At 59.6% G+C, this 19,754-nt stretch carries 17 protein-coding genes; 4 read left to right on the top strand and 13 right to left on the bottom strand.

What is annotated here, in order from left to right:
- Window positions 1-132: 132 nt before the first annotated feature.
- Both ACP7EE_RS04930 and ACP7EE_RS04925 read right to left on the bottom strand, forming a co-directional pair.
- Window positions 133-1,497: an aspartate aminotransferase family protein gene (locus ACP7EE_RS04930; RefSeq protein ID WP_426233776.1), complete on the bottom strand. Its 1,365-nt coding sequence runs from the start codon at window positions 1,495-1,497 to the stop codon at window positions 133-135.
- Between the two features lie 57 nt (window positions 1,498-1,554).
- A complete protein-coding gene (locus tag ACP7EE_RS04925; protein ID WP_426233775.1) occupies window positions 1,555-2,913 on the bottom strand; it encodes a glutamine synthetase family protein in 1,359 nt (452 codons plus the stop codon).
- 726 nt (window positions 2,914-3,639) lie between these two features.
- On the opposite strand from ACP7EE_RS04925, the gene ACP7EE_RS04920 reads away from it, so the two are divergent.
- Both ACP7EE_RS04920 and ACP7EE_RS04915 read left to right on the top strand, forming a co-directional pair.
- A complete protein-coding gene (locus ACP7EE_RS04920) occupies window positions 3,640-5,016 on the top strand; it encodes a glutamine synthetase family protein (protein ID WP_150604743.1) in 1,377 nt (458 codons plus the stop codon).
- 227 nt (window positions 5,017-5,243) lie between these two features.
- Complete coding sequence (locus tag ACP7EE_RS04915) at window positions 5,244-5,885, top strand: TetR/AcrR family transcriptional regulator (RefSeq protein ID WP_426233774.1); 642 nt, start codon at window positions 5,244-5,246, stop codon at window positions 5,883-5,885.
- Between the two features lie 3 nt (window positions 5,886-5,888).
- On the opposite strand, the gene coaA is transcribed toward ACP7EE_RS04915, so the two are convergent.
- The 9 genes from coaA to ACP7EE_RS04870 form a co-directional block, all read right to left on the bottom strand.
- On the bottom strand, window positions 5,889-6,842 hold the full coding sequence (coaA, locus tag ACP7EE_RS04910) for a type I pantothenate kinase (RefSeq protein ID WP_426205307.1): 954 nt from the start codon (window positions 6,840-6,842) through the stop codon (window positions 5,889-5,891).
- A 112-nt stretch (window positions 6,843-6,954) separates the two neighbouring features.
- On the bottom strand, window positions 6,955-7,170 hold the full coding sequence (locus ACP7EE_RS04905; protein ID WP_003229256.1) for a TOBE domain-containing protein: 216 nt from the start codon (window positions 7,168-7,170) through the stop codon (window positions 6,955-6,957).
- Between the two features lie 27 nt (window positions 7,171-7,197).
- The gene (ssuB, locus tag ACP7EE_RS04900) at window positions 7,198-8,004 is read right to left on the bottom strand and encodes an aliphatic sulfonates ABC transporter ATP-binding protein (protein ID WP_426233773.1); all 807 of its coding nucleotides are present in this window, start codon (window positions 8,002-8,004) and stop codon (window positions 7,198-7,200) included.
- The gene (ssuC, locus tag ACP7EE_RS04895) at window positions 8,001-8,783 is read right to left on the bottom strand and encodes an aliphatic sulfonate ABC transporter permease SsuC (protein WP_426233772.1); all 783 of its coding nucleotides are present in this window, start codon (window positions 8,781-8,783) and stop codon (window positions 8,001-8,003) included. The genes ssuB and ssuC overlap by 4 nt, the downstream gene beginning before the upstream one ends.
- A 9-nt stretch (window positions 8,784-8,792) precedes the next feature.
- On the bottom strand, window positions 8,793-9,941 hold the full coding sequence (gene ssuD, locus ACP7EE_RS04890; protein WP_426233771.1) for an FMNH2-dependent alkanesulfonate monooxygenase: 1,149 nt from the start codon (window positions 9,939-9,941) through the stop codon (window positions 8,793-8,795).
- 25 nt (window positions 9,942-9,966) lie between these two features.
- Window positions 9,967-10,932 carry a sulfonate ABC transporter substrate-binding protein gene (locus ACP7EE_RS04885; RefSeq protein ID WP_426233770.1) on the bottom strand — a complete coding sequence of 322 codons (966 nt, stop codon included), beginning with the start codon at window positions 10,930-10,932 and terminating at the stop codon, window positions 9,967-9,969.
- 91 nt (window positions 10,933-11,023) lie between these two features.
- Window positions 11,024-11,617 (bottom strand): NADPH-dependent FMN reductase, encoded by a 594-nt coding sequence (ssuE, locus tag ACP7EE_RS04880; protein ID WP_420647433.1) that lies wholly within the window; start codon window positions 11,615-11,617, stop codon window positions 11,024-11,026.
- A gap of 213 nt (window positions 11,618-11,830) precedes the next feature.
- Window positions 11,831-12,469 carry a peroxiredoxin gene (locus ACP7EE_RS04875; protein ID WP_426233769.1) on the bottom strand — a complete coding sequence of 213 codons (639 nt, stop codon included), beginning with the start codon at window positions 12,467-12,469 and terminating at the stop codon, window positions 11,831-11,833.
- Between the two features lie 294 nt (window positions 12,470-12,763).
- Entirely contained in the window at window positions 12,764-14,125 is a 1,362-nt protein-coding gene (locus ACP7EE_RS04870) for an OprD family porin (protein ID WP_426205313.1), read from the bottom strand.
- Between the two features lie 368 nt (window positions 14,126-14,493).
- Here ACP7EE_RS04870 and tauA point away from each other — a divergent pair, with 368 nt between their 5' ends.
- Window positions 14,494-15,480, top strand: a complete 987-nt coding sequence (gene tauA / locus ACP7EE_RS04865; protein WP_426233837.1) for a taurine ABC transporter substrate-binding protein — start codon at window positions 14,494-14,496, stop codon at window positions 15,478-15,480.
- Between the two features lie 134 nt (window positions 15,481-15,614).
- Here the strand turns inward: tauA and argA are convergent, their stop codons facing one another.
- Together argA and argE are read right to left on the bottom strand one after the other, a co-directional pair.
- Window positions 15,615-16,913: an amino-acid N-acetyltransferase gene (argA, locus tag ACP7EE_RS04860; protein WP_420647436.1), complete on the bottom strand. Its 1,299-nt coding sequence runs from the start codon at window positions 16,911-16,913 to the stop codon at window positions 15,615-15,617.
- 135 nt (window positions 16,914-17,048) lie between these two features.
- A complete protein-coding gene (argE, locus tag ACP7EE_RS04855; protein WP_426233768.1) occupies window positions 17,049-18,206 on the bottom strand; it encodes an acetylornithine deacetylase in 1,158 nt (385 codons plus the stop codon).
- Between the two features lie 156 nt (window positions 18,207-18,362).
- On the opposite strand from argE, the gene ACP7EE_RS04850 reads away from it, so the two are divergent.
- Window positions 18,363-19,733, top strand: coding sequence for an inorganic triphosphatase (locus ACP7EE_RS04850; RefSeq protein WP_420647438.1), 1,371 nt, complete (start codon window positions 18,363-18,365; stop codon window positions 19,731-19,733).
- Window positions 19,734-19,754: the final 21 nt, after the last annotated feature.

Below are 19,754 nucleotides of genomic sequence, written 5' to 3'. Positions count from 1 at the left end.
CAGCGGCCGAACCCGGACAACTGGAACCGCGGCTAGTCTGGCAAGATCCAAGGCGGTCTTTCAAGAAAAGACCAGCCTTTATGACAGCCTTGAGCGAAGTTGCAGCGCAGCCTTCGCTCAGAAGCCTAGCACTTAGCCCTGCAACGCACTCAGGGTCAGATCCAGACACTTGCGTGCCTTGGTCACCAGTTCATCGATCTCCGCTTTGCTGATCACCAGCGGCGGCGCGATGATCATGGTGTCGCCCACCGCGCGCATGATCAGCCCGTTGTCGAAGCAGAACTGCCGGCAGATCATGCCCACGCCACGCCCTTCGTAACGCTTGCGCGTGGCCTTGTCCTGCACCAGTTCGATGGCGCCCAGCAGACCGACGCCGCGCACTTCCCCCACCAACGGGTGATCGCTCAGTTCCCGCAGACGTTTCTGCAAATACGGTGCCGTTTCGTCGTGGGCATTCTCGATAATTTTTTCGTCGCGCAGGATGCGGATGTTTTCCAGACCTACCGCTGCCGCCACCGGGTGACCGGAGTAGGTGAAACCGTGGTTGAAATCGCCGCCCTCGTTGAGCACCGCGACCACTTCGTCACGCACGATCAGGCCACCCATCGGGATGTAGCCGGAGGTCAGGCCTTTGGCGATGGTCATCATGTCCGGTTTGAGATCGTAGAAATCGCTACCGAACCACTCACCGGTACGGCCGAACCCGCAGATCACTTCGTCGGCGACGAACAAGATGTCGTACTTGGCGAGGATTTCCTTCACGCGCGGCCAGTAGCTGTCCGGCGGAATGATCACGCCGCCAGCGCCCTGAATCGGCTCGGCAATGAACGCGCCGACGTTATCCACGCCGACTTCGAGAATTTTCTCTTCGAGCTGATTGGCCGCCCAGGTGCCGAACTCTTCCGGCGACATGTCGCCGCCTTCGGCGAACCAGTACGGCTGGGCGATGTGCACGATGCCCGGGATCGGCAAGTCGCCCTGCTCATGCATATAAGTCATGCCACCGAGGCTCGCGCCGGCCACGGTGGAACCGTGATAACCGTTCTTGCGGCTGATGATGACTTTCTTGTTCGGCTGGCCTTTGATCGCCCAGTAGTGGCGAACCATCCGCAGCATGGTGTCGTTGCCTTCGGAGCCGGAACCGGTGAAGAACACGTGGTTCATGCCTTCTGGCGCGATGTCGGCAATCGCCTTGGCCAGCTCCAGCGCCGGTGGGTGGGCGGTCTGGAAGAACAGATTGTAATAAGGCAGCTCGCGCATCTGTTTGCTGGCGGCATCGGCCAGTTCATCGCGACCGTAACCGATCGCCACACACCAAAGGCCGGCCATGCCGTCGAGAATCTTGTTGCCTTCGCTATCCCAGAGGTACACGCCCTTGGCGCTGGTGATGATCCGCGGGCCTTTCTCTTTCAGCTGTTTGAAGTCGCTGAACGGCGCCAGGTGATGATCGTTGCTGAGGGCTTGCCACTCACGGGTTTGCGGGTTGTTGCTGGTCATGCCAATTCTCCTTGTTATCGGTGAAGGCGCGGCGTTTTGAGCGCCGCGCCGGGCGCATCAGACGGCGAACAACAGGTATTCGCGTTCCCACGAACTGATCACGCGCTTGAAGTTTTCATGCTCGGCCCGCTTGACCGCGACGTAGCCGGTGATGAAGGTCTTGCCGAGGTATTTCTCGACGGTCGAGCTGTTTTCCATGCGCTCCAGCGCGTCTTCGATGGTCAGTGGCAGACGCAGGTTTCTGCGTTCATAACCACGGCCCACCACTGGCGCGCTCGGGTTGAGGCCTTCAACCATGCCGATGTAACCGCAGAGCAGGCTCGCGGCAATCGCCAGGTACGGGTTGGCGTCGGCGCCCGGCAGGCGGTTTTCCACCCGACGGTTTTGCGGGCCGGCATCCGGCACACGCAGGCCGACGGTGCGGTTTTCTTCGCCCCACTCGACGTTCACCGGCGCAGAGGTGTCCGGCAGGAAGCGGCGGAACGAGTTGACGTTCGGCGCGAACAGCGGCAGCAATTCCGGGATCAGTTTCTGCAGGCCACCGATGTGGTGCAGGAACAACTGGCTCATGCTTCCGTCTTCATTGGAGAACACGTTTTTGCCGGTTTCAATGTCGATGATGCTCTGGTGCAGGTGCATCGCGCTGCCCGGCTCGCCGGTCATTGGCTTGGCCATGAAGGTCGCCGCCACGTTGTGCTTGAGCGCCGCTTCGCGCATGGTGCGTTTGAACACCAGAATCTGGTCGGCCAGCGACAGTGCGTCGCCGTGACGGAAGTTGATTTCCATCTGCGCCGTGCCGTCTTCGTGGATCAGCGTGTCGAGGTCCAGCTCCTGCAATTCGCACCAGTCGTAGACGTCTTCGAACAGCGGATCGAATTCGTTCGCCGCTTCGATAGAGAACGACTGACGACCGATTTCCGGACGCCCGGAACGCCCGACCGGCGGCTGCAACGGATAGTCGGGGTCGTCACTGCGTTTGGTCAGATAAAACTCCATTTCCGGCGCCACGATTGGCTGCCAGCCCTTGTCGGAATAGAGTTTCAGAACCTTCTTCAGCACGTTGCGCGGCGACAGCTCGATCGGATTGCCTTGCTTGTCGTAGGTGTCGTGGATTACCTGCGCGGTCGGCTCGATGGCCCACGGCACGACGAAAACGGCGTTCTGGTCGGGACGGCAGATCATGTCGATGTCGGCCGGGTCGAGCAGTTCGTAATAGATGTCGTCTTCGACGTAATCGCCGGTCACGGTCTGCAACAGAACACTTTCTGGCAGGCGCATGCCCTTTTCGGCGATGAATTTGTTGGTCGGCGAAATCTTGCCCCGGGTGATACCGGTCAAGTCGGCGATCATGCATTCGACTTCTGTGATCTTGTGGTCTTTCAACCAATCGGTGAGCTGGTCGAGGTTGGTACTCATAAATGCCTCTGGGCTGAGTCTCCTGACGCGTGTCAGGCAAAGTTTGACGCACGGGCGTCGCGTGTAGGGCTTGCTTGCGCGCAGTGTCGGCTTACGCCGGGCACCGCGCCAAGACAATGAAAGAGGAGCTTACCTGCCCTTTACGCTGGCGTTGCATTTCCTGTGCACATCCGGCGCGTGCAGAATCACGAGCACGGCCAGAGGCACCGCGCAGGCCGCAGATGTGAAACAGATCTATATTGAAGGGAGAAGCGCTAAAGAGGATGCTGGGTCGTGCGTCCAGGATGGAAGACGTTGCCGCGTGATCTGCCCTGTACCGGGAAATAGCTGACAAGCCGCGCGCCTTGCTGGCTGCGCTGTGGACGGACGTATCGCCACTGATGTGATGAGCATGCAGACCGCGCTGCAATGAGCAGTCGGTGACGCCGATTATCGGCAGGCGAGACATGAAGCACCCCGGTATTATTGCTGTTATGGGTTTGATCGGAGCTTAGCCTTGTTCATTTTTTTACACAACACCCCCGTAAAAAATACAACACGGCCCGCTCAAGCCTGCGGATGGCGCAGCGTGCGAAGGTAAAAAAACGCCCAAAACTGCCCCATAAATGCCCTCGCGGCGCTTTTTTAGGGCAAAAAAGGCCTCGCTTGACTTCGGCAGGCCGTTCGGGTTGACTGAAACCAGAAAAGATCAATGATTGATATTTTTAACAACAAAGGTGTTGCATCATGTCGGTACCCCCGCGTGCCGTTCAGCTCAACGAAGCGAACGCGTTCCTTAAGGAACATCCTGAGGTTCTGTACGTCGACCTTCTGATTGCGGATATGAATGGTGTGGTGCGCGGCAAGCGCATCGAACGCACCAGCCTCCACAAGGTTTACGAGAAAGGCATCAACCTGCCGGCCTCTCTATTTGCTCTGGATATCAATGGTTCGACGGTGGAAAGCACCGGCCTGGGCCTGGACATCGGCGACGCCGATCGTATCTGCTATCCAATCCCCGATACCCTGTGCAACGAGCCATGGCAGAAGCGCCCTACCGCGCAACTGTTGATGACCATGCACGAGCTCGAAGGCCAGCCATTCTTCGCCGACCCGCGTGAAGTGCTGGCCAACGTGGTGCGCAAGTTCGACGAAATGGGCCTGACCATCTGCGCCGCGTTCGAACTCGAGTTCTACCTGATCGACCAGGAGAACGTGAACGGTCGTCCGCAACCGCCACGCTCGCCGGTTTCCGGTAAACGCCCGCACTCGACTCAGGTCTACCTGATCGACGACCTCGACGAATACGTCGACTGCCTCCAGGACATTCTGGAAGGTGCCAAAGAGCAAGGCATCCCGGCCGACGCCATCGTCAAGGAAAGTGCCCCGGCGCAGTTCGAAGTGAACCTGCACCACGTCGCCGACCCGATCAAGGCCTGCGACTACGCGGTACTGCTCAAGCGCCTGATCAAGAACATCGCCTACGACCATGAAATGGACACCACCTTCATGGCCAAGCCGTATCCGGGCCAGGCGGGCAATGGTCTGCACGTACACATTTCGATTCTGGACAAAGAAGGCAAAAACATTTTTGCCAGCGAGGATCCCGAGCAGAACGCCGCGCTGCGTCACGCGATCGGCGGTGTGCTCGAGACCCTGCCCGCGCAGATGGCTTTCCTCTGCCCGAACGTCAACTCCTACCGTCGTTTCGGCGCACAGTTCTACGTGCCGAACTCGCCGTGCTGGGGCCTGGATAACCGCACCGTGGCGATTCGCGTGCCGACCGGTTCGGCTGATGCGGTGCGTATCGAACACCGGGTTGCCGGTGCCGACGCCAACCCGTACCTGTTGATGGCTTCGGTTCTGGCAGGCGTGCACCATGGTCTGACCAACAAGATCGAACCGGGCGCCCCGGTCGAAGGCAACAGCTACGAGCAGAACGAGCAAAGCCTGCCGAACAACTTGCGCGATGCCTTGCGTGAGCTGGACGACAGCGAGGTGATGGCCAAGTACATCGATCCGAAATACATCGATATCTTCGTCGCCTGCAAGGAAAGTGAGCTGGAGGAGTTCGAACACTCCATCTCCGACCTTGAGTACAACTGGTACCTGCATACCGTTTAAGCGGATTGCAGTTACATGAAAAACGCCGTGGGCTGTGAAGCCAACGGCGTTTTTTTATGGCCGCCTGCGGCGGATCGCTGGCAAGCCAGCTCCCACAGGGATCTGGGGCGGACACAGATTTTGAGTACAACACAAAACCTGTGGGAGCTGGCTTGCCAGCGATGGCGTCGTGGCAGACAACACACAAGCCGGCTCGTACAATGCCCGCTGCCCCGCAGGAGACTTTCATGACGCGTCCCGCCCCCGTTCGCAAACCCCGTGCCCGTAGCCAGGCGCGGATCGATTCGATTCTCGATGCCGCGCGCACGCTGCTCGCCACCGAGGGCGTGGCCAGCCTGTCGATTTACAGCGTTGCCGAGCGCGCGCAGATTCCGCCCTCCTCGGTCTACCACTTCTTCGCCAGCGTCCCGGCACTGCTCGAAGCGCTGACAGCGGATGTACACGCGGCATTCCGCGCCTGCCTGCAAGCGCCGATCGATCACGAAACCTTGCGCGACTGGCGTGACCTGTCGCGCCTGGTCGAACAACGCATGCTGGAAATCTATGGCGAAGACGCCGCCGCCCGCCAACTGATTCTGGCGCAGCACGGTTTGACTGAAGTCACCCAGGCCGACCGTCAGCACGATCTCGAACTGGGCGACCTGATGCACAAACTGTTCGATCATCACTTCGAACTGCCAAGGCTACCGGACGATGTCGATGTGTTTGCCCTGGCGATGGAGTTGGGTGATCGCGTCTACGCACGCTCGGTACAGCAGCACGGGCAGATCACCCCGCGCATGGCCGAGGAAGGCATGCGCGTGTTTGATGCTTATATCGGTTTGTACCTGCCGCCGTATCTGCCCAAACGCCCGGCCCCGGCGGGCTGAACGTCAATGAGCGCGCAGTAGCACTTTGTCGACGGAATGATCTGACGACTTGTTGATGATCAGCGTCGCGCTGTCACGGGTCGGCAGAATATTCTCGACCAGATTCTTCAGGTTGACCCGATCCCAGGTATCGGAAGCCATCGACAGCGCGTCTTCATCAGACAGATGTTTGTACTTGTTGAAATAGGACTCGGACGACTGGAAAGCCGTGTTCTTCAAGTACACAAACCGTTGCAGATACCACTTGCGGATATCATCGGTCGTCGCGTCGAGATAGATCGAGAAATCTATGAAATCCAGAACACTCAATCCGCGGTACTTGTCTTCCTGCAGGACGTTCAAGCCCTCAAGGACAATGATGTCCGGCGCCTCGATCCGCTGGGTTTCATTCGGCAGAATGTCATAGCGCACGTGGGAGTAAATCGGCAGGTCGACCGGTTTGCCCTCATTGCGCACCGAGCTCAAAAAATCCAGCAGCAGTGATTTGTCGTAGGACTCGGGGAAGCCCTTTCGATGCAACAGCTTCTTCTGTTCCAGCGTTGCCAGCGGAAACAGAAACGAATCCGTGGTCACCAGTTGCACATTCGGTGAGTCGGGCCAGGAGGCCAGCAGCGCTGCCAACACTCGGGCGAAACTGCTTTTACCCACCGCGACACTGCCGGAAACACCGATGATGAACGGCGCCTTGAACTCAGGCTCGCCGATGAAGGCCGCTTGTACCTGGCCGAACGACTGCGCAGACGCACAGTGCAGATGCAGCAAGCGCGACAGCGGAAGCAAGACATCCACGACCTCCTCCGTGGCCATCGGCTGGGCAGGACTGATCAGCGCACTCATCTGCTCGGGCGAAAGGCTCATCTCCACCTCCTCGCGAAAGGACGCCCACTGCTCGCGGCTGAACTCCCGATAGCCGAGCCCGGCGTGGAATTGCGCTGCTGCATCCCGGTTGATCGTCATACGCGTCCTGTATCTGCTGTCGCAAAAGCACGGAACATATCAGATCTCGAAAGACACGCATAAAAAACCCCGAAAGGCTGACACCCTCCGGGGCTGGTTTTTGCTCACCGGCTTACAACTTGGCGATGGAAACCTCGGTGGATTTCACAAAGGCAATCACTTCGCTGCCGACCACCAGTTCCAGCTCTTTGACCGAGCGTGTGGTGATTACCGAAGTGACGATGCCGGAAGCGGTCTGCACGTCGATTTCCGACAGCACGTCGCCGAGCACGATTTCCTTGATCGAGCCTTTGAACTGGTTGCGTACGTTGATGGCTTTGATAGTCATGGCAATGATTCCTGTCGTTTGCTTGAGTTATTGAGCCCAACGCAATTGCGTAGGCAAGGGTGAAACGGGTTCCGGTGCCGGCGGTTCGCCGGGCAGGGACAACACTCGGTTGAGTACTTCGGTTTCCAGCGCCGCCAGCCGATGCGAACCGCGTACCCGCGGGCGCGGCAGTTCGATGTGCAGGTCGAGGCCGACTTCGCCGTCCTCGATCAGAATCACCCGGTCGGCAATCGCCACCGCTTCGCTGACGTCGTGGGTCACCAGCAGCACCGTGAAACCGTGCTGCTGCCACAGGCGTTCGATCAGTTGCTGCATCTCGATGCGGGTCAGGGCATCCAGCGCGCCCAGCGGTTCGTCGAGAAGTAGCAGGCGCGGCTGATGGATCAGGGCGCGCGCCAGAGCGACGCGCTGCTTCTGCCCGCCGGACAAGGCTGCCGGCCATTCATTGGCACGATCCGCCAGCCCGACCGATTCCAGCGCCTGCAAGGCTTGCGGGCGCCAGTTGCCCTTGAGGCCAAGACCGACGTTGTCGATGATCTTTTTCCACGGCAGCAGACGCGCTTCCTGGAACATCAAGCGCGTGTCGTCGCGCGCATCGCTGAGTGGCGCAGAGCCTGCGAGCAAGTCCCCGCCAGTCGGCAGATCCAATCCCGCGAGCAAACGCAGCAAGGTGCTTTTGCCGCAACCGCTGCGCCCGACCACGGCGACGAATTGCCCGGCCGGAATGTGCAGGTCGACGTTGCGCAACACTTGCCGCGCGCCGAAAGTCTTATGCAGATTGCGCACCGCCAGCGGAATCCCGCGCAGCAGGCGTGGAGGTTGTTGAGCAGTCATGCCGCACCTCCTTTCGCCACTTGATACGCCGGGTGCCAGCGCAGCCACACGCGCTCAAGTCCACGGGCGGCGAGGTCGGCCAGTTTGCCGAGTACCGCATAAAGCAGGATCGCCAGCACCACCACGTCGGTCTGCAAGAACTCGCGCGCATTCATCGCCAGATAGCCGATGCCGGAGCTGGCCGAGATGGTTTCCGCCACGATCAACGTCAGCCACATGAAGCCCAGCGCAAAGCGCACGCCGACCAGAATCGAGGGCAACGCGCCCGGCAAAATCACTTGCCAGAACAGACTGAAACCGGACAGGCCATAACTGCGGGCCATTTCCACCAGCGCCGGGTCGACGTTGCGGATGCCGTGATAAGTGTTGAGATAGATCGGGAATAAGGTGCCCAACGCCACCAGAAAAATCTTCGCCGACTCGTCGATGCCGAACCACAGGATCACCAGCGGAATCAGCGCCAGATGCGGCACGTTGCGGATCATCTGCACCGAGCTGTCGAGCAGGCGTTCGCCCCACTTCGACAGGCCGGTGATGAAGCCCAGCAGCAGACCGATGCTGCCGCCGATGGTGAAGCCCAGCGCCGCGCGCCAGCCGCTGATCGCCAGGTGGGTCCAGATTTCACCGCTGCGCACCAGGCTCACGCCGGCCTCGATCACCGCCACCGGCGCCGGCAAAATCCGTGTCGACAACCAGCCCGCCGACACTGAAAGCTGCCACACCGCCAGCAACAACACCGGCAACGCCCAGGGCGCGAGGCTGTGGATAATTTTCTTCATGGCCGCGCCTCAGCTCTGCGACGCGGCTTTGGGCAGAATGTCGTTGGCCACCATCTCGCCGAACGGGCTGACGTAACCCGCGCCTTTCGGCAGTTCCGGACGTTCGATGTCCAGATGCGGGAACAGCAGTTCCGCGACGCGATAGGATTCTTCGAGGTGTGGATAACCAGAGAAAATGAAGGTATCGATGCCCAGATCGGCGTATTCCTTGACGCGCGCCGCCACGGTCGGACCATCGCCGACCAGTGCAGTACCGGCACCGCCGCGCACCAGACCGACGCCGGCCCACAGGTTCGGGCTGACTTCGAGGTTGTCGCGACTGCCGCCGTGCAATGCGGCCATGCGTTGCTGGCCGACCGAATCGAAACGCGCCAGTGAAGCCTGAGCGCGAGCGATGGTGTCGTCGTCCAGATGCGAGATCAGCCGGTCTGCCGCTTGCCAGGCCTCGGCATTGGTCTCACGCACAATCACATGCAGACGAATGCCGAAACGCACGGTGCGTCCGAGCTTGGCGGCTTTGGCGCGCACTTGTTCAATCTTCTCCGCCACAGCTGCCGGCGGCTCGCCCCAAGTCAGAACCATTTCCACTTGTTCTGCAGCCAGATCCTGCGCCGCTTCGGAAGACCCACCGAAGTACAGCGGCGGACGCGGTTGCTGGATCGGCGGATAGAGCAATTTCGCGCCCTTCACGCTGATGTGCTGGCCGTCGTAATCGACGGTTTCGCCTTCCAGCACGCGGCGCCAGATGCGGGTGAATTCCACCGACGCCTGATAGCGCTCTTCGTGACTGAGGAACAGACCGTCGCCAGCCAATTCTTCCGGATCGCCACCGGTTACCAGGTTGAACAACGCACGACCGCCGGACAGTCGGTCCAGAGTCGCAGCCTGACGCGCTGCCACCGTCGGGGAAATGATCCCGGGACGCAGGGCGACGAGGAATTTCAGACGCTGGGTCACCGGGATCAGCGACGCTGCCACCAGCCACGAGTCTTCGCAGGAGCGGCCAGTGGGGATCAGCACACCGCCAAAACCCAGACGATCCGCCGCTTGCGCGACCTGTTGCAGATAACCGTGATCAACGGCGCGGGCGCCTTCGGCGGTGCCAAGGTAATGGCCATCACCGTGGGTAGGCAGGAACCAGAAAATATTGAGGCTCATGGAGTGGTCTCCTTGGGGATTCGAATTACTGCGCTTTAGCCACAGTGGCCGGAGGGGTCCAGATCACGTCCTTGATGCTCAACGGCTTGGGAATCAGCTTGAGCCCGAAGAAGGTGTCAGCGATTTTCTGTTGCGCGGCGACCACTTCCGGGGTCAGGAACAGCGCGCCGTAACCCTGGCGCTTCACTGAAGTCAGGGTGATGTCTGCCGGAAGGCCGAGCAGTGGCGCGACCTGTTGCGTCACGTCTTCAGGATTGGCTTTGGACCATTCGCCAACTGCGCGCACTTCTTCGATGAGGGTCTTGATCACCTCTGGATTTTTCTGTGCATAAGGCTTGGTCGCCAGATAGAACTGGTGGTTGTCGACGATGCCTTTGCCGTCACGCAGGGTGTGCGCTTGCAATTGTTTCTCGGCGGCAGCCTGGTACGGATCCCAGATCACCCAGGCATCCACGCTGCCACGTTCGAACGCGGCGCGGGCATCGGCCGGCGGCAGGAATACCGTTTGAATGTCGGTGTATCTGAGACCGGCGTCTTCCAGTGCGCGTACCAGCAGGTAGTGCACGTTGGAGCCTTTGTTCAGGGCGACTTTCTTGCCCTTGAGATCGGCCACCGATTTGATCGGCGAGTCCTTCGGTACGAGGATCGCTTCGCTGTTTGGCGCTGGCGGTTCGTAGGCGACGTAGAGCAGATCGGCGCCGGCTGCTTGCGCGAAGACTGGCGGGGTTTCGCCGGTGACGCCGAAGTCGATCGAGCCGACGTTCAAGCCTTCCAGCAGCTGTGGGCCGCCGGGAAACTCAGTCCATTGCACGTCGACGCCTTGGGCCGCGAGGCGTTTTTCCAGCGTGCCCTTGGCCTTCAGCAGCACTAGCGTGCCGTACTTCTGATAGCCGATTCTCAGCGTCTCGGCCTGGGCTTGAGTGATGGCGCCGAACGTCACAGCCGCAGCAAACAGAGCGACCAGACCGCGACGCAAAAATACAGTGCGCATAGCGCTCTCCTGATTTGCAGTGGGGTTTTGGCTGCACCTGCTTGCCCGTTAGCGGACCAGTAAGGTGAGTACTTCAAATGCGGGTGAAGCTTCAAATGCTCCAGCGAGCACTCAACAAACGTTCGTTCAACAGACCCGGTTCCAGCGGCTTCGGCCGGCGGGCCATGGCACCGATGAACTGATCCAGCGCTTCATGCAGACGCTGCTCCAGCGCCGGTGCCAACTGCGCCTGGGCACTGCCTTCGCCGTAAGCGATCTGGCTGTCCTCGGCAAAAATCCCTTGCAGCATTTCCTGGGCTTTCAATGCCGACAACACTGGCTTGAGGGCGTAATCGACCACCAACATATGGGCGATGCTGCCGCCGGTAGCCATCGGCAAAACCACCTTATGGTTCAGTGCGCGCTCCGGCAGCAGATCGAGCACGGTTTTCAGTGCGCCGGAAAACGAAGCTTTGTAAACCGGTGTAGCGATCAGCAGGCCGTCGGCGTTTTCGATCTGTTGCAGCAGGTCGAGTACCTTCGGGCTGTCGAAGCGCGCGTGGAGCAGGTCTTCGGCCGGGAAGTCCCGCACCTGATAACTCACCACTTCCACCCCTTGCTGTTGCAACCAGCGTTGCGAGCGTTCCAGCAACACCCCGGAACGGGAGCGCAGGCTTGGACTGCCACCGAGTGAGACGACCAGCATTCAGACGATTCCTTACGCGTTACAGGCGATTCGCAGGTTGCGATCTCGCTTCGATGTGAGTGACCTTACCAGCTGATTTATATATCCATAAATCATATTTATTCATTTGGTTATGCGATCTGGAGATATGCGAAAAACTTTCTACCGGGCAAAAAAACAGGCCGTGAAAACGGCCTGAAACCCTGCTTTGCGGATGCTGCAAATCCTCGGAAATTACTTGTTCGGCTGCGGAGTCAGGCGCAGGTATGGCTTCACCGCGCGATAGCCTTTCGGAAAGCGTTTTTTGATTTCGTCTTCGTCCTTGAGCGACGGCACGATCACCACTTCGTCGCCGTCCTGCCAGTTGGCCGGGGTGGCCACTTTGTAGTTGTCGGTGAGTTGCAACGAGTCGATCACCCGCAGGATTTCGTGGAAATTGCGCCCGGTACTCGCCGGGTAAGTAATGGTCAGGCGAATCTTTTTGTTCGGATCGATCACGAACAACGAGCGCACCGTCAGGGTGTCGCTGGCGTTCGGGTGGATCAGATCGTACAGATCGGAAACCTTGCGATCGGCATCGGCCAGGATCGGAAAGTTGACGATGGTGTTCTGGGTTTCGTTGATGTCTTCGATCCACTTGTGGTGCGAGTCCACCGGGTCGACCGACAGCGCGATGGCTTTGACGCCGCGCTTGGAAAATTCATCCTTGAGCTTGGCGGTGAAGCCCAGCTCGGTGGTGCACACCGGGGTGAAATCCGCCGGATGGGAGAACAGCACGCCCCAGCTATCGCCCAGCCATTCGTGAAAACGAATCTTGCCGGCGCTGGAATCCTGTTCGAAATCGGGGGCGATGTCGCCAAGTCTGAGGCTCATGGTGCGGCTCCTTATGAGTTGTTGGAGACCTCAACTGTAGCCCGGCTTTTATGCTTCTGAAAAAGAATAAATAACTAGATATCTATACCTTTAAAGAATATTAAACATCTGTTCACTGGACGCACGACGGTATCGCGACGAACATCGGTCGCAAGGTTCGAGAAGGCCTTGAGTTGCTGCAAAGAGGGAAATTCGCGTCAGGCTTACGGGGGTGAGCCTGACGCGAAAACGCAAAAGCCCCGTCCGGCGCGATGCCGGACGGGGCTTTTTTACATCAGTAGCTTGAGCGCGCTATTACAACAGCGGGATCGAGTAGCTGACGATCAGGCGGTTTTCGTCCTGGTCGCGTTGACCCGGGATATCGTTGCGCCAGGTAGCGTTTTTCCACATCAGGCCCAGGTTCTTCAACGGGCCTTCAGGTACTACGTAACCAACAGTCAGGTCACGTTCCCACTCGGAGCGGCCATTGCCGTTCTCGCGGCCGTTGCTAGCGACGGTATCGATGTTATCGCCACGCAGGTAAACCATACCGGCGGTCAGGCCTGGCAGGCCGACTTTGGCGAAGTCATACGAGTAGCGTGCTTGCCAGGTGCGTTCGCCGGCACGGCCGAACTTCTGGATTTGCATGTCGGTGATGGTGTAGTTCGACGAACCGTCGCCCTGGTTCAGCCAAGGGAAGTCGCTGCTACCGTTGGACACCTGATAACCACCACCAAAGGTGTGACCAGCAACGGTGTACAGGAACAGGCCGCTGTACAGGTTGTTGTCGACTTTACCGCGACCACTGGCGGTACCGGTGTAGTTACCGCTGCTGTAGTAAGCAGGGGTGTTACCGTTAGCGCCGTCATCGGAGCTGTTGAAGTAACGGAAGTCGGACTTCAGCACGCCCGGACCGATTGCCCAGTTGTGAACCAGACCCAGGAAGTGTTGCTTGTAGAAGTCTTCCAGATTGCCGTAGTAGTACTGGGCGGTCAGGTCTTTGGTGATTTTGTAGTCACCACCGGCGTAGATAAACTTGTTGCTGTCGCGGCCGGTAACGGTAGGGCTGTTGGCACCACCGATGGACAGTTGCTCATTGTTGCTCGAGTTACGGCCTTTCACGGCTTCGATCTGACCGCCGACCAAGGTCAGGTCCTTGATCTCGCCGGAAGTGATCTGGCCACCCTGCCAGGTTTGTGGCAACAGACGACCGTCGTTGGTCACGATTACCGGGTTTTTCGGCTGCAAGGTACCCAGCTTCAGCTCAGTCTGGGAGACCTTGGCTTTAGCAGTCAGACCCAGGCTGGAGAAGTTGTCCACTGCTTCGCCGTTGGACTTGCTCGGGAACACAGTGCCACCGTAGGAAGTCGAGGTCGCGCCGTTGGTGCCGCCGCCCGAATCCAGACGCACGCCCAGCAGGCCGATAGCGTCGATACCGAAGCCAACAGTGCCTTGGGTGTAACCGGAGATGAAGCGCAGATCGAAGCCTTGGCCCCATTCTTCGTTCTTGTTCTGCACGCCAGAAGCGGTTTTGGCAGCGCTGTCGCGGTTGTCAGTGTTGATGTAGAAGTTACGCAGCCCCAAGGTGGCCTTGCTGTCTTCGATGAAACCGGCGGCGCCTGCCTGCTGCGCCATAACCCCTACGGCCACGGCCAGGGCCAAGGTGGACTTGTTCATGTTTCGCTCCTCTCGTTTCTAATTCTTGTGTTCCTGGTCCGGAGTCTGATGCCCCTGGATCCTAAGATGCGCGATTAGCGCCAGACCGTGACTGACAAGTCAATCGTAACCTTGTGTGTCTACGACCAAGGTCTAATCGCAGTTATTTGGTCCCTGCAGGGTAACGACTTCCTGATAAAGCCAAAAAGAATTTATTCATCCTTTTTAATACCATTCAGGAATATGGCCGTGTAGTGGCCATCATCACCGGGATACAGCGTATCGGCGACTAAGCTCATTCCTAAATGGTATTTGTTAGCCTTTTTTTAGATCGATTAGCTTTGGCGCAACCCCGAATCGTCAAACCCTATCGAAAAGGCGACGCCATGATGGCCAAACGCGCACTATCTAGTCAATTTGTTACAGTTTGTGTGTCAGCACTGATTTCTTTTTCTGCCCAGGCAGCCAACCTCACGGTGGGTTATCAAACCGGCATTGATCCGAGCAAAGTGCCGCAGGCCGATGGGGTCTACGAGAAGACCATCGGCGAGAAAATCGACTGGCGCCGCTTCAACAGCGGCCCGGAAGTTGTGACAGCCATTGCTTCAGGGGATGTGCAGATCGGCAACCTCGGCTCCAGCCCTTTGGCTGCCGCCGCCTCGCGTAACTTGCCGATTGTGGCTTTCATCGTTTCGGCACAGATCAATGCCGCTGAAGCCTTGGTGGTGCGTAACGGCAGCGGCATCAACAAGCCTGAAGACCTGGCCGGCAAGACCATCGCCACACCTTTCGTTTCGACTTCGCACTACAGCCTGCTCGGCGCACTCAAGCACTGGGGCCTGGACGCCTCGAAAGTCAAAGTGGTGAACCTGCAACCGGCGGAAATCGCTGCTGCGTGGAAACGCGGCGATATTGATGGCGCGTTTGTCTGGTCGCCGGCGCTGGGTGAAATCCGCAAGACCGGCAAGACCCTGACCGATGCGGCACAGGTTGGCCAATGGGGTGCGCCGACCTTCGAAGTGTGGGTCGCGCGCAAGGACTTCGCCGAGAAGCATCCGGACGTCGTGGCCAAGTTCGCCAAGGTCACGCTGGATTCGTTTGCCGATTACGCCAGCCATAAAGACAGCTGGACGGCGGACTCGGTGCCGGTGCAGAAAATCGCCAAACTGACCGGAGCCAATGCCGCTGACGTACCGGAATTACTCGCCGGCTCGGCATTCCCGGACGCCAAGGCACAACAATCCAGCGCGCTGCTGGAGGGCGGCACGGCCAAGGCAATTGCCGAAACGGCGAAGTTTTTGCAGGAACAGGGCAAGGTTGAAACGGTGCTGGCGGATTACTCGCCGTATGTCAGCGCGAAGTTTGTAACTGACTAAACGCAGGACTCTGTGGCGAGGGAGCTTGCTCCCGCTGGAGGCCGAAGGACTCCCGATCCTGGCGAATGCCGATTTCGGGGCCGCTTCGCGACCCAGCGGGAGCAAGCTCCCTCGCCACAGGTGAGCCCACTGCGTCAGAGGGCTTTTTCGAAGATCTTCGAATTGCGCTGATAGTTGTACAGCGAGGCGCGTGCCGCTGGCAGGCGTTCGACGCTGCTTGGCTCGAAGCCGCGCTCACGGAACCAGTGGGCGGTGCGGGTGGTGAGGACGAACAAAGTCTTCAAGCCCTGCGCCCGGGCGCGGGTTTCGATGCGCTCCAGCAACTCATCGCCGCGCCGGCCGTGGCGATACTCGGGATTCACCGCCAGACACGCCAGTTCACCCGCATCCGAATCGGCGATCTGATACAGCGCCGCACAAGCGATGATCATGCCTTCACGCTCGACCACGCTGAACTGCTCGATCTCGCGCTCCAGCACTTCGCGCGAACGCCGCACCAGAATCCCCTGCTCTTCCAGCGGACTGATCAAGTCGAGCAAACCGCCGACGTCTTCAATCGCCGCCTCGCGCACCAACTCGAATTGTTCCTGCGCCACCAGCGTACCGCCACCGTCACGGGTGAACAGCTCGGTCAGTAGCGCGCCGTCCTCGGCATAACTGACGATATGGCTGCGCGCCACGCCGCCACGGCAGGCTTCGGCGGCGGCATCCAGTAGTTCGCCCTGATAGTTGCTGCCCAGACGCTGCAAATGCGCCGGCACTTGTTGCGGACGCAGCTCGCGTACCAACTTGCCGTTCTCGTCGATCAGACCGAGGTCGGCGCCAAACAGCAGCAGTTTGTCGGCGCCCAGATCAATGGCGGCGCGAGTGGCGACGTCTTCGCAGGCGAGGTTGAAAATTTCACCGGTTGGCGAGTAGCCCAACGGCGACAACAGCACGATCGAACGCTCATCGAGCAGGCGATTGATACCCTTGCGGTCGACCCGGCGCACTTCGCCGGTGTGGTGATAATCAACGCCTTCGAGCACGCCGATGGGCCGCGCGGTGACCAGATTGCCGCTGGCCACGCGCAGACGCGAGCCCTGCATTGGCGATGAAGCCATGTCCATCGACAGCCGCGCTTCAATCGCAATGCGCAGCTGACCGACCGCATCGATCACACACTCCAGCGTTGCCGCATCGGTGATGCGCATGCCGTGGTGGTAATGCGGAGTCAGGCCGCGGGCGGCGAGGCGGGTTTCAATCTGCGGGCGCGAACCGTGCACCAACACCAGTCGCACACCCAGGCTGTGCAGCAGCACAAGGTCGTGAACGATGTTGCCAAAGTTCGGATGCTCCACACCGTCGCCGGGCAGCATGACAACGAACGTGCAGTCGCGGTGGGCATTGATGTAAGGGGACGCGTGACGAAGCCAATTGACGTATTCGGGCATGAACCTGGGCCTGTAATAAATAGCAGCCGGAAGAAGGGTAAAACGGGAAACGCACAGCGGGCTGATGGTTATCGTCGGGACAGGCTTGGCGACACGCGCGCTCTCCTCATGAATACGGGTTGAATTGCCGGCAATTTATACAAGTTTGTCCGGGGTCAGGCAGTAATGTTCAATCAACTGTCGCAATAGCTGCACAGTAGGCTGCAAACGTGACATTTCAAGGTACTCGCCCGGTTGGTGCGCACAGGCGATATCGCCGGGGCCGAGCACAATGGTTTCGCAGCCAAGGCGCTGAAGATAAGGCGCTTCGGTGCCGAACGCCACCGCTTCGGCCGCATGGCCGGTGAGTTTTTCGGCGATCCGCACCAATTCACAGTCTTCGGACTGCTCGAACGGTGGCACTTCCGGGAACAGCGGCGCGTAGTCGATCTTCACTTGATGTCGCTCGGCCACTGGATTGAGCTTGCGCAGAATCTCCGCCCGCAGGACTTTGGGGTCCATGCCCGGCAGCGGTCGCAGATCGAATTCCAGCGAACACTGGCCGCAGATGCGGTTGGGGTTGTCACCGCCGTGGATGCAGCCGAAGTTCATGGTCGGCTGCGGCACACTGAACTGCGGATTACGGAATTCGCGCTGCCACAACAGGCGCAGGCCACGCAGTTCGCCGATGGCATCGTGCATCGCCTCAAGGGCGCTGTGCCCCAGACGTGGGTCCGACGAATGGCCGCTCTGCCCGAGGATGTCGATGCGCTCCATCATGATGCCTTTGTGCATGCGGATCGGCTTGAGCCCGGTCGGCTCGCCGATCACCGCCGCCCGGCCCAGCGGTTTGCCCGCTTCGGCCAGCGCCCGGGCGCCAGACATCGAGCTTTCTTCATCGCAGGTGGCGAGGATCAGCAGCGGTTGCTTGAACGGTTGATCGAGCAGCGGTTGCACGGCTTCGATGATCAGGGCGAAAAAGCCCTTCATGTCGCAACTGCCGAGTCCGACCCAGCGGCCATCGACTTCAGTCAGTTTCAACGGATCGGTCTGCCACAGTGCGTCGTCGTACGGCACTGTGTCGCTGTGCCCGGCCAGCACCAGCCCGCCGGGGCCGCTGCCGAAACTCGCGAGCAGGTTGAATTTTCCGGGGCTGACCTGCTGGATATCGCAGGCGAAACCCAGATCGCCGAGCCAGCCGGCAAGCAAATCGATCACCGCCCGGTTGGACTGATCCAGGTTCGGTTGGGTGCAGCTGACCGACGGCGCGGCGATCAGCGCAGCGAACTGGTCTTGCATGGACGGCAAAGGCATCGCTGACTCCAACTCCCGATTTGAAGTCCATCATAGAGCCATCCGGCGCCAGGAATAAACCGCCGCAAAGCGTAGGAAGGTTCAGTCCTGTACACTGCACGACCTTGGCAGCCACACATTCCCCCGGCTGCGCTCCCGATCCTGGATTTTCCGGCCATGCAAAAAGAAACCGAAATCAAACTCCGCGTCAGCCGCGAAACCCTCGCTGCGCTGCGCGAGCACCCGTTACTGAAAAAACGCAACAAAAGTGGCTGGGAACGCCGTGAGTTGATGAACCAGTACTTCGATACCCCGGAGCGCGATCTGGCCCAGGCCAAAGTCGCCCTGCGCCTGCGCAAGGATGGCGAAGAGGTGATTCAGACCCTCAAGACCCGCGGCCAGAGCGTTGCCGGTCTGTCCGAGCGTAACGAGTACGACTGGATCCTGCCGAAAGCCAAGCTCGACGTGAAAAAACTCGACGGCGAATGCTGGCCCGAGTCTCTGGCCGAGCTGGACAAGAAAACCCTGAAGCCGATCTTCACCACCGATTTCGTCCGCGAACGCGCCGAAATTGCCTGGGGCCGTGGCAAGACCAAAGTGGTCATCGAAGCCGCGCTGGACCTCGGCCACGTAGTGGTTGGTAAACAGAAAGAAGAAATCTGCGAGCTGGAACTGGAACTGCGCGAAGGCGAGCCTGCCGCGCTGCTGGAACTGGCTGCTGAACTGGCCGCCACCCTGGCGCTGATGCCATGTGATATCAGCAAGGCTGAGCGTGGTTATCGTTTGTTCGATGCCAACAGCTATTCGCTGAGCCTGCCTGCGCCGGCGATCAGCGTCGAAACGCCGCTGGACGATGCTTTCGCCGCGCTGGGCTGGCATTTGCTGGCGAGCAGTCAGCGTCTGGCCGAGCAATATCGCTTCAACGGCCACTGGCGCTTGCTGCTGGACTGGGTCGAGAACCTCGCTGAACTGCGCGCTCTGCTCAGCAGTCTCGGCCAGGCTGCACCGCGTCAATCGACCCACGATCTGCGCGTTGCGCTGGACGCATTGCTCGAAGACTGGCGTCCGCTGGTTCAAGCCGGTGTGGAAGACGAGGACGTGCGCAAAGCCGCGCCAGAGCAGTTCCTCGAAGAACTCGAAGACCCACGCTGGGGCCAGTTCTCGCTGAATACTTCACGCTGGTTGCTGGCTCGCACCTGGACTGCCGACCGCAACACGCGTGGCAATCGTCAGGGCGCTGCGCAACTCGGTAGCTGGCTGCCGCGTCTGCTGGGTGAGGAAGCGACTTCCCTGCAGTTGCAGCGTTATCAGCAGCAGCCGGAAGATCTGGCCGAACAACTGCCGCGCATCGAGCGTATTCAGGTCTGGCTGCACCACGCGCGTAACGTGCTGGATGTGCCGGAGATGGATCGTCTGTACGGCGAGCTGAACAAACTGGCGCAACTGGCCAACGAACCGACGATCACTGACGAATTGCTGGATGCGCGCAAGCATCAGGCGATTGCCGTGTATCAGAATCGTGCCTGGAAAATGCTCCTGCGTATGTAAGTCCGCCATCGCTGGCAAGCC

It is taken from the genome of Pseudomonas sp. TWP3-2, assembly GCF_049897765.1.
Lineage (GTDB): Bacteria > Pseudomonadota > Gammaproteobacteria > Pseudomonadales > Pseudomonadaceae > Aquipseudomonas.
Note: the sequence above shows the minus strand (reverse complement) of the source record. Positions and strands in the feature narration are given on the sequence as shown.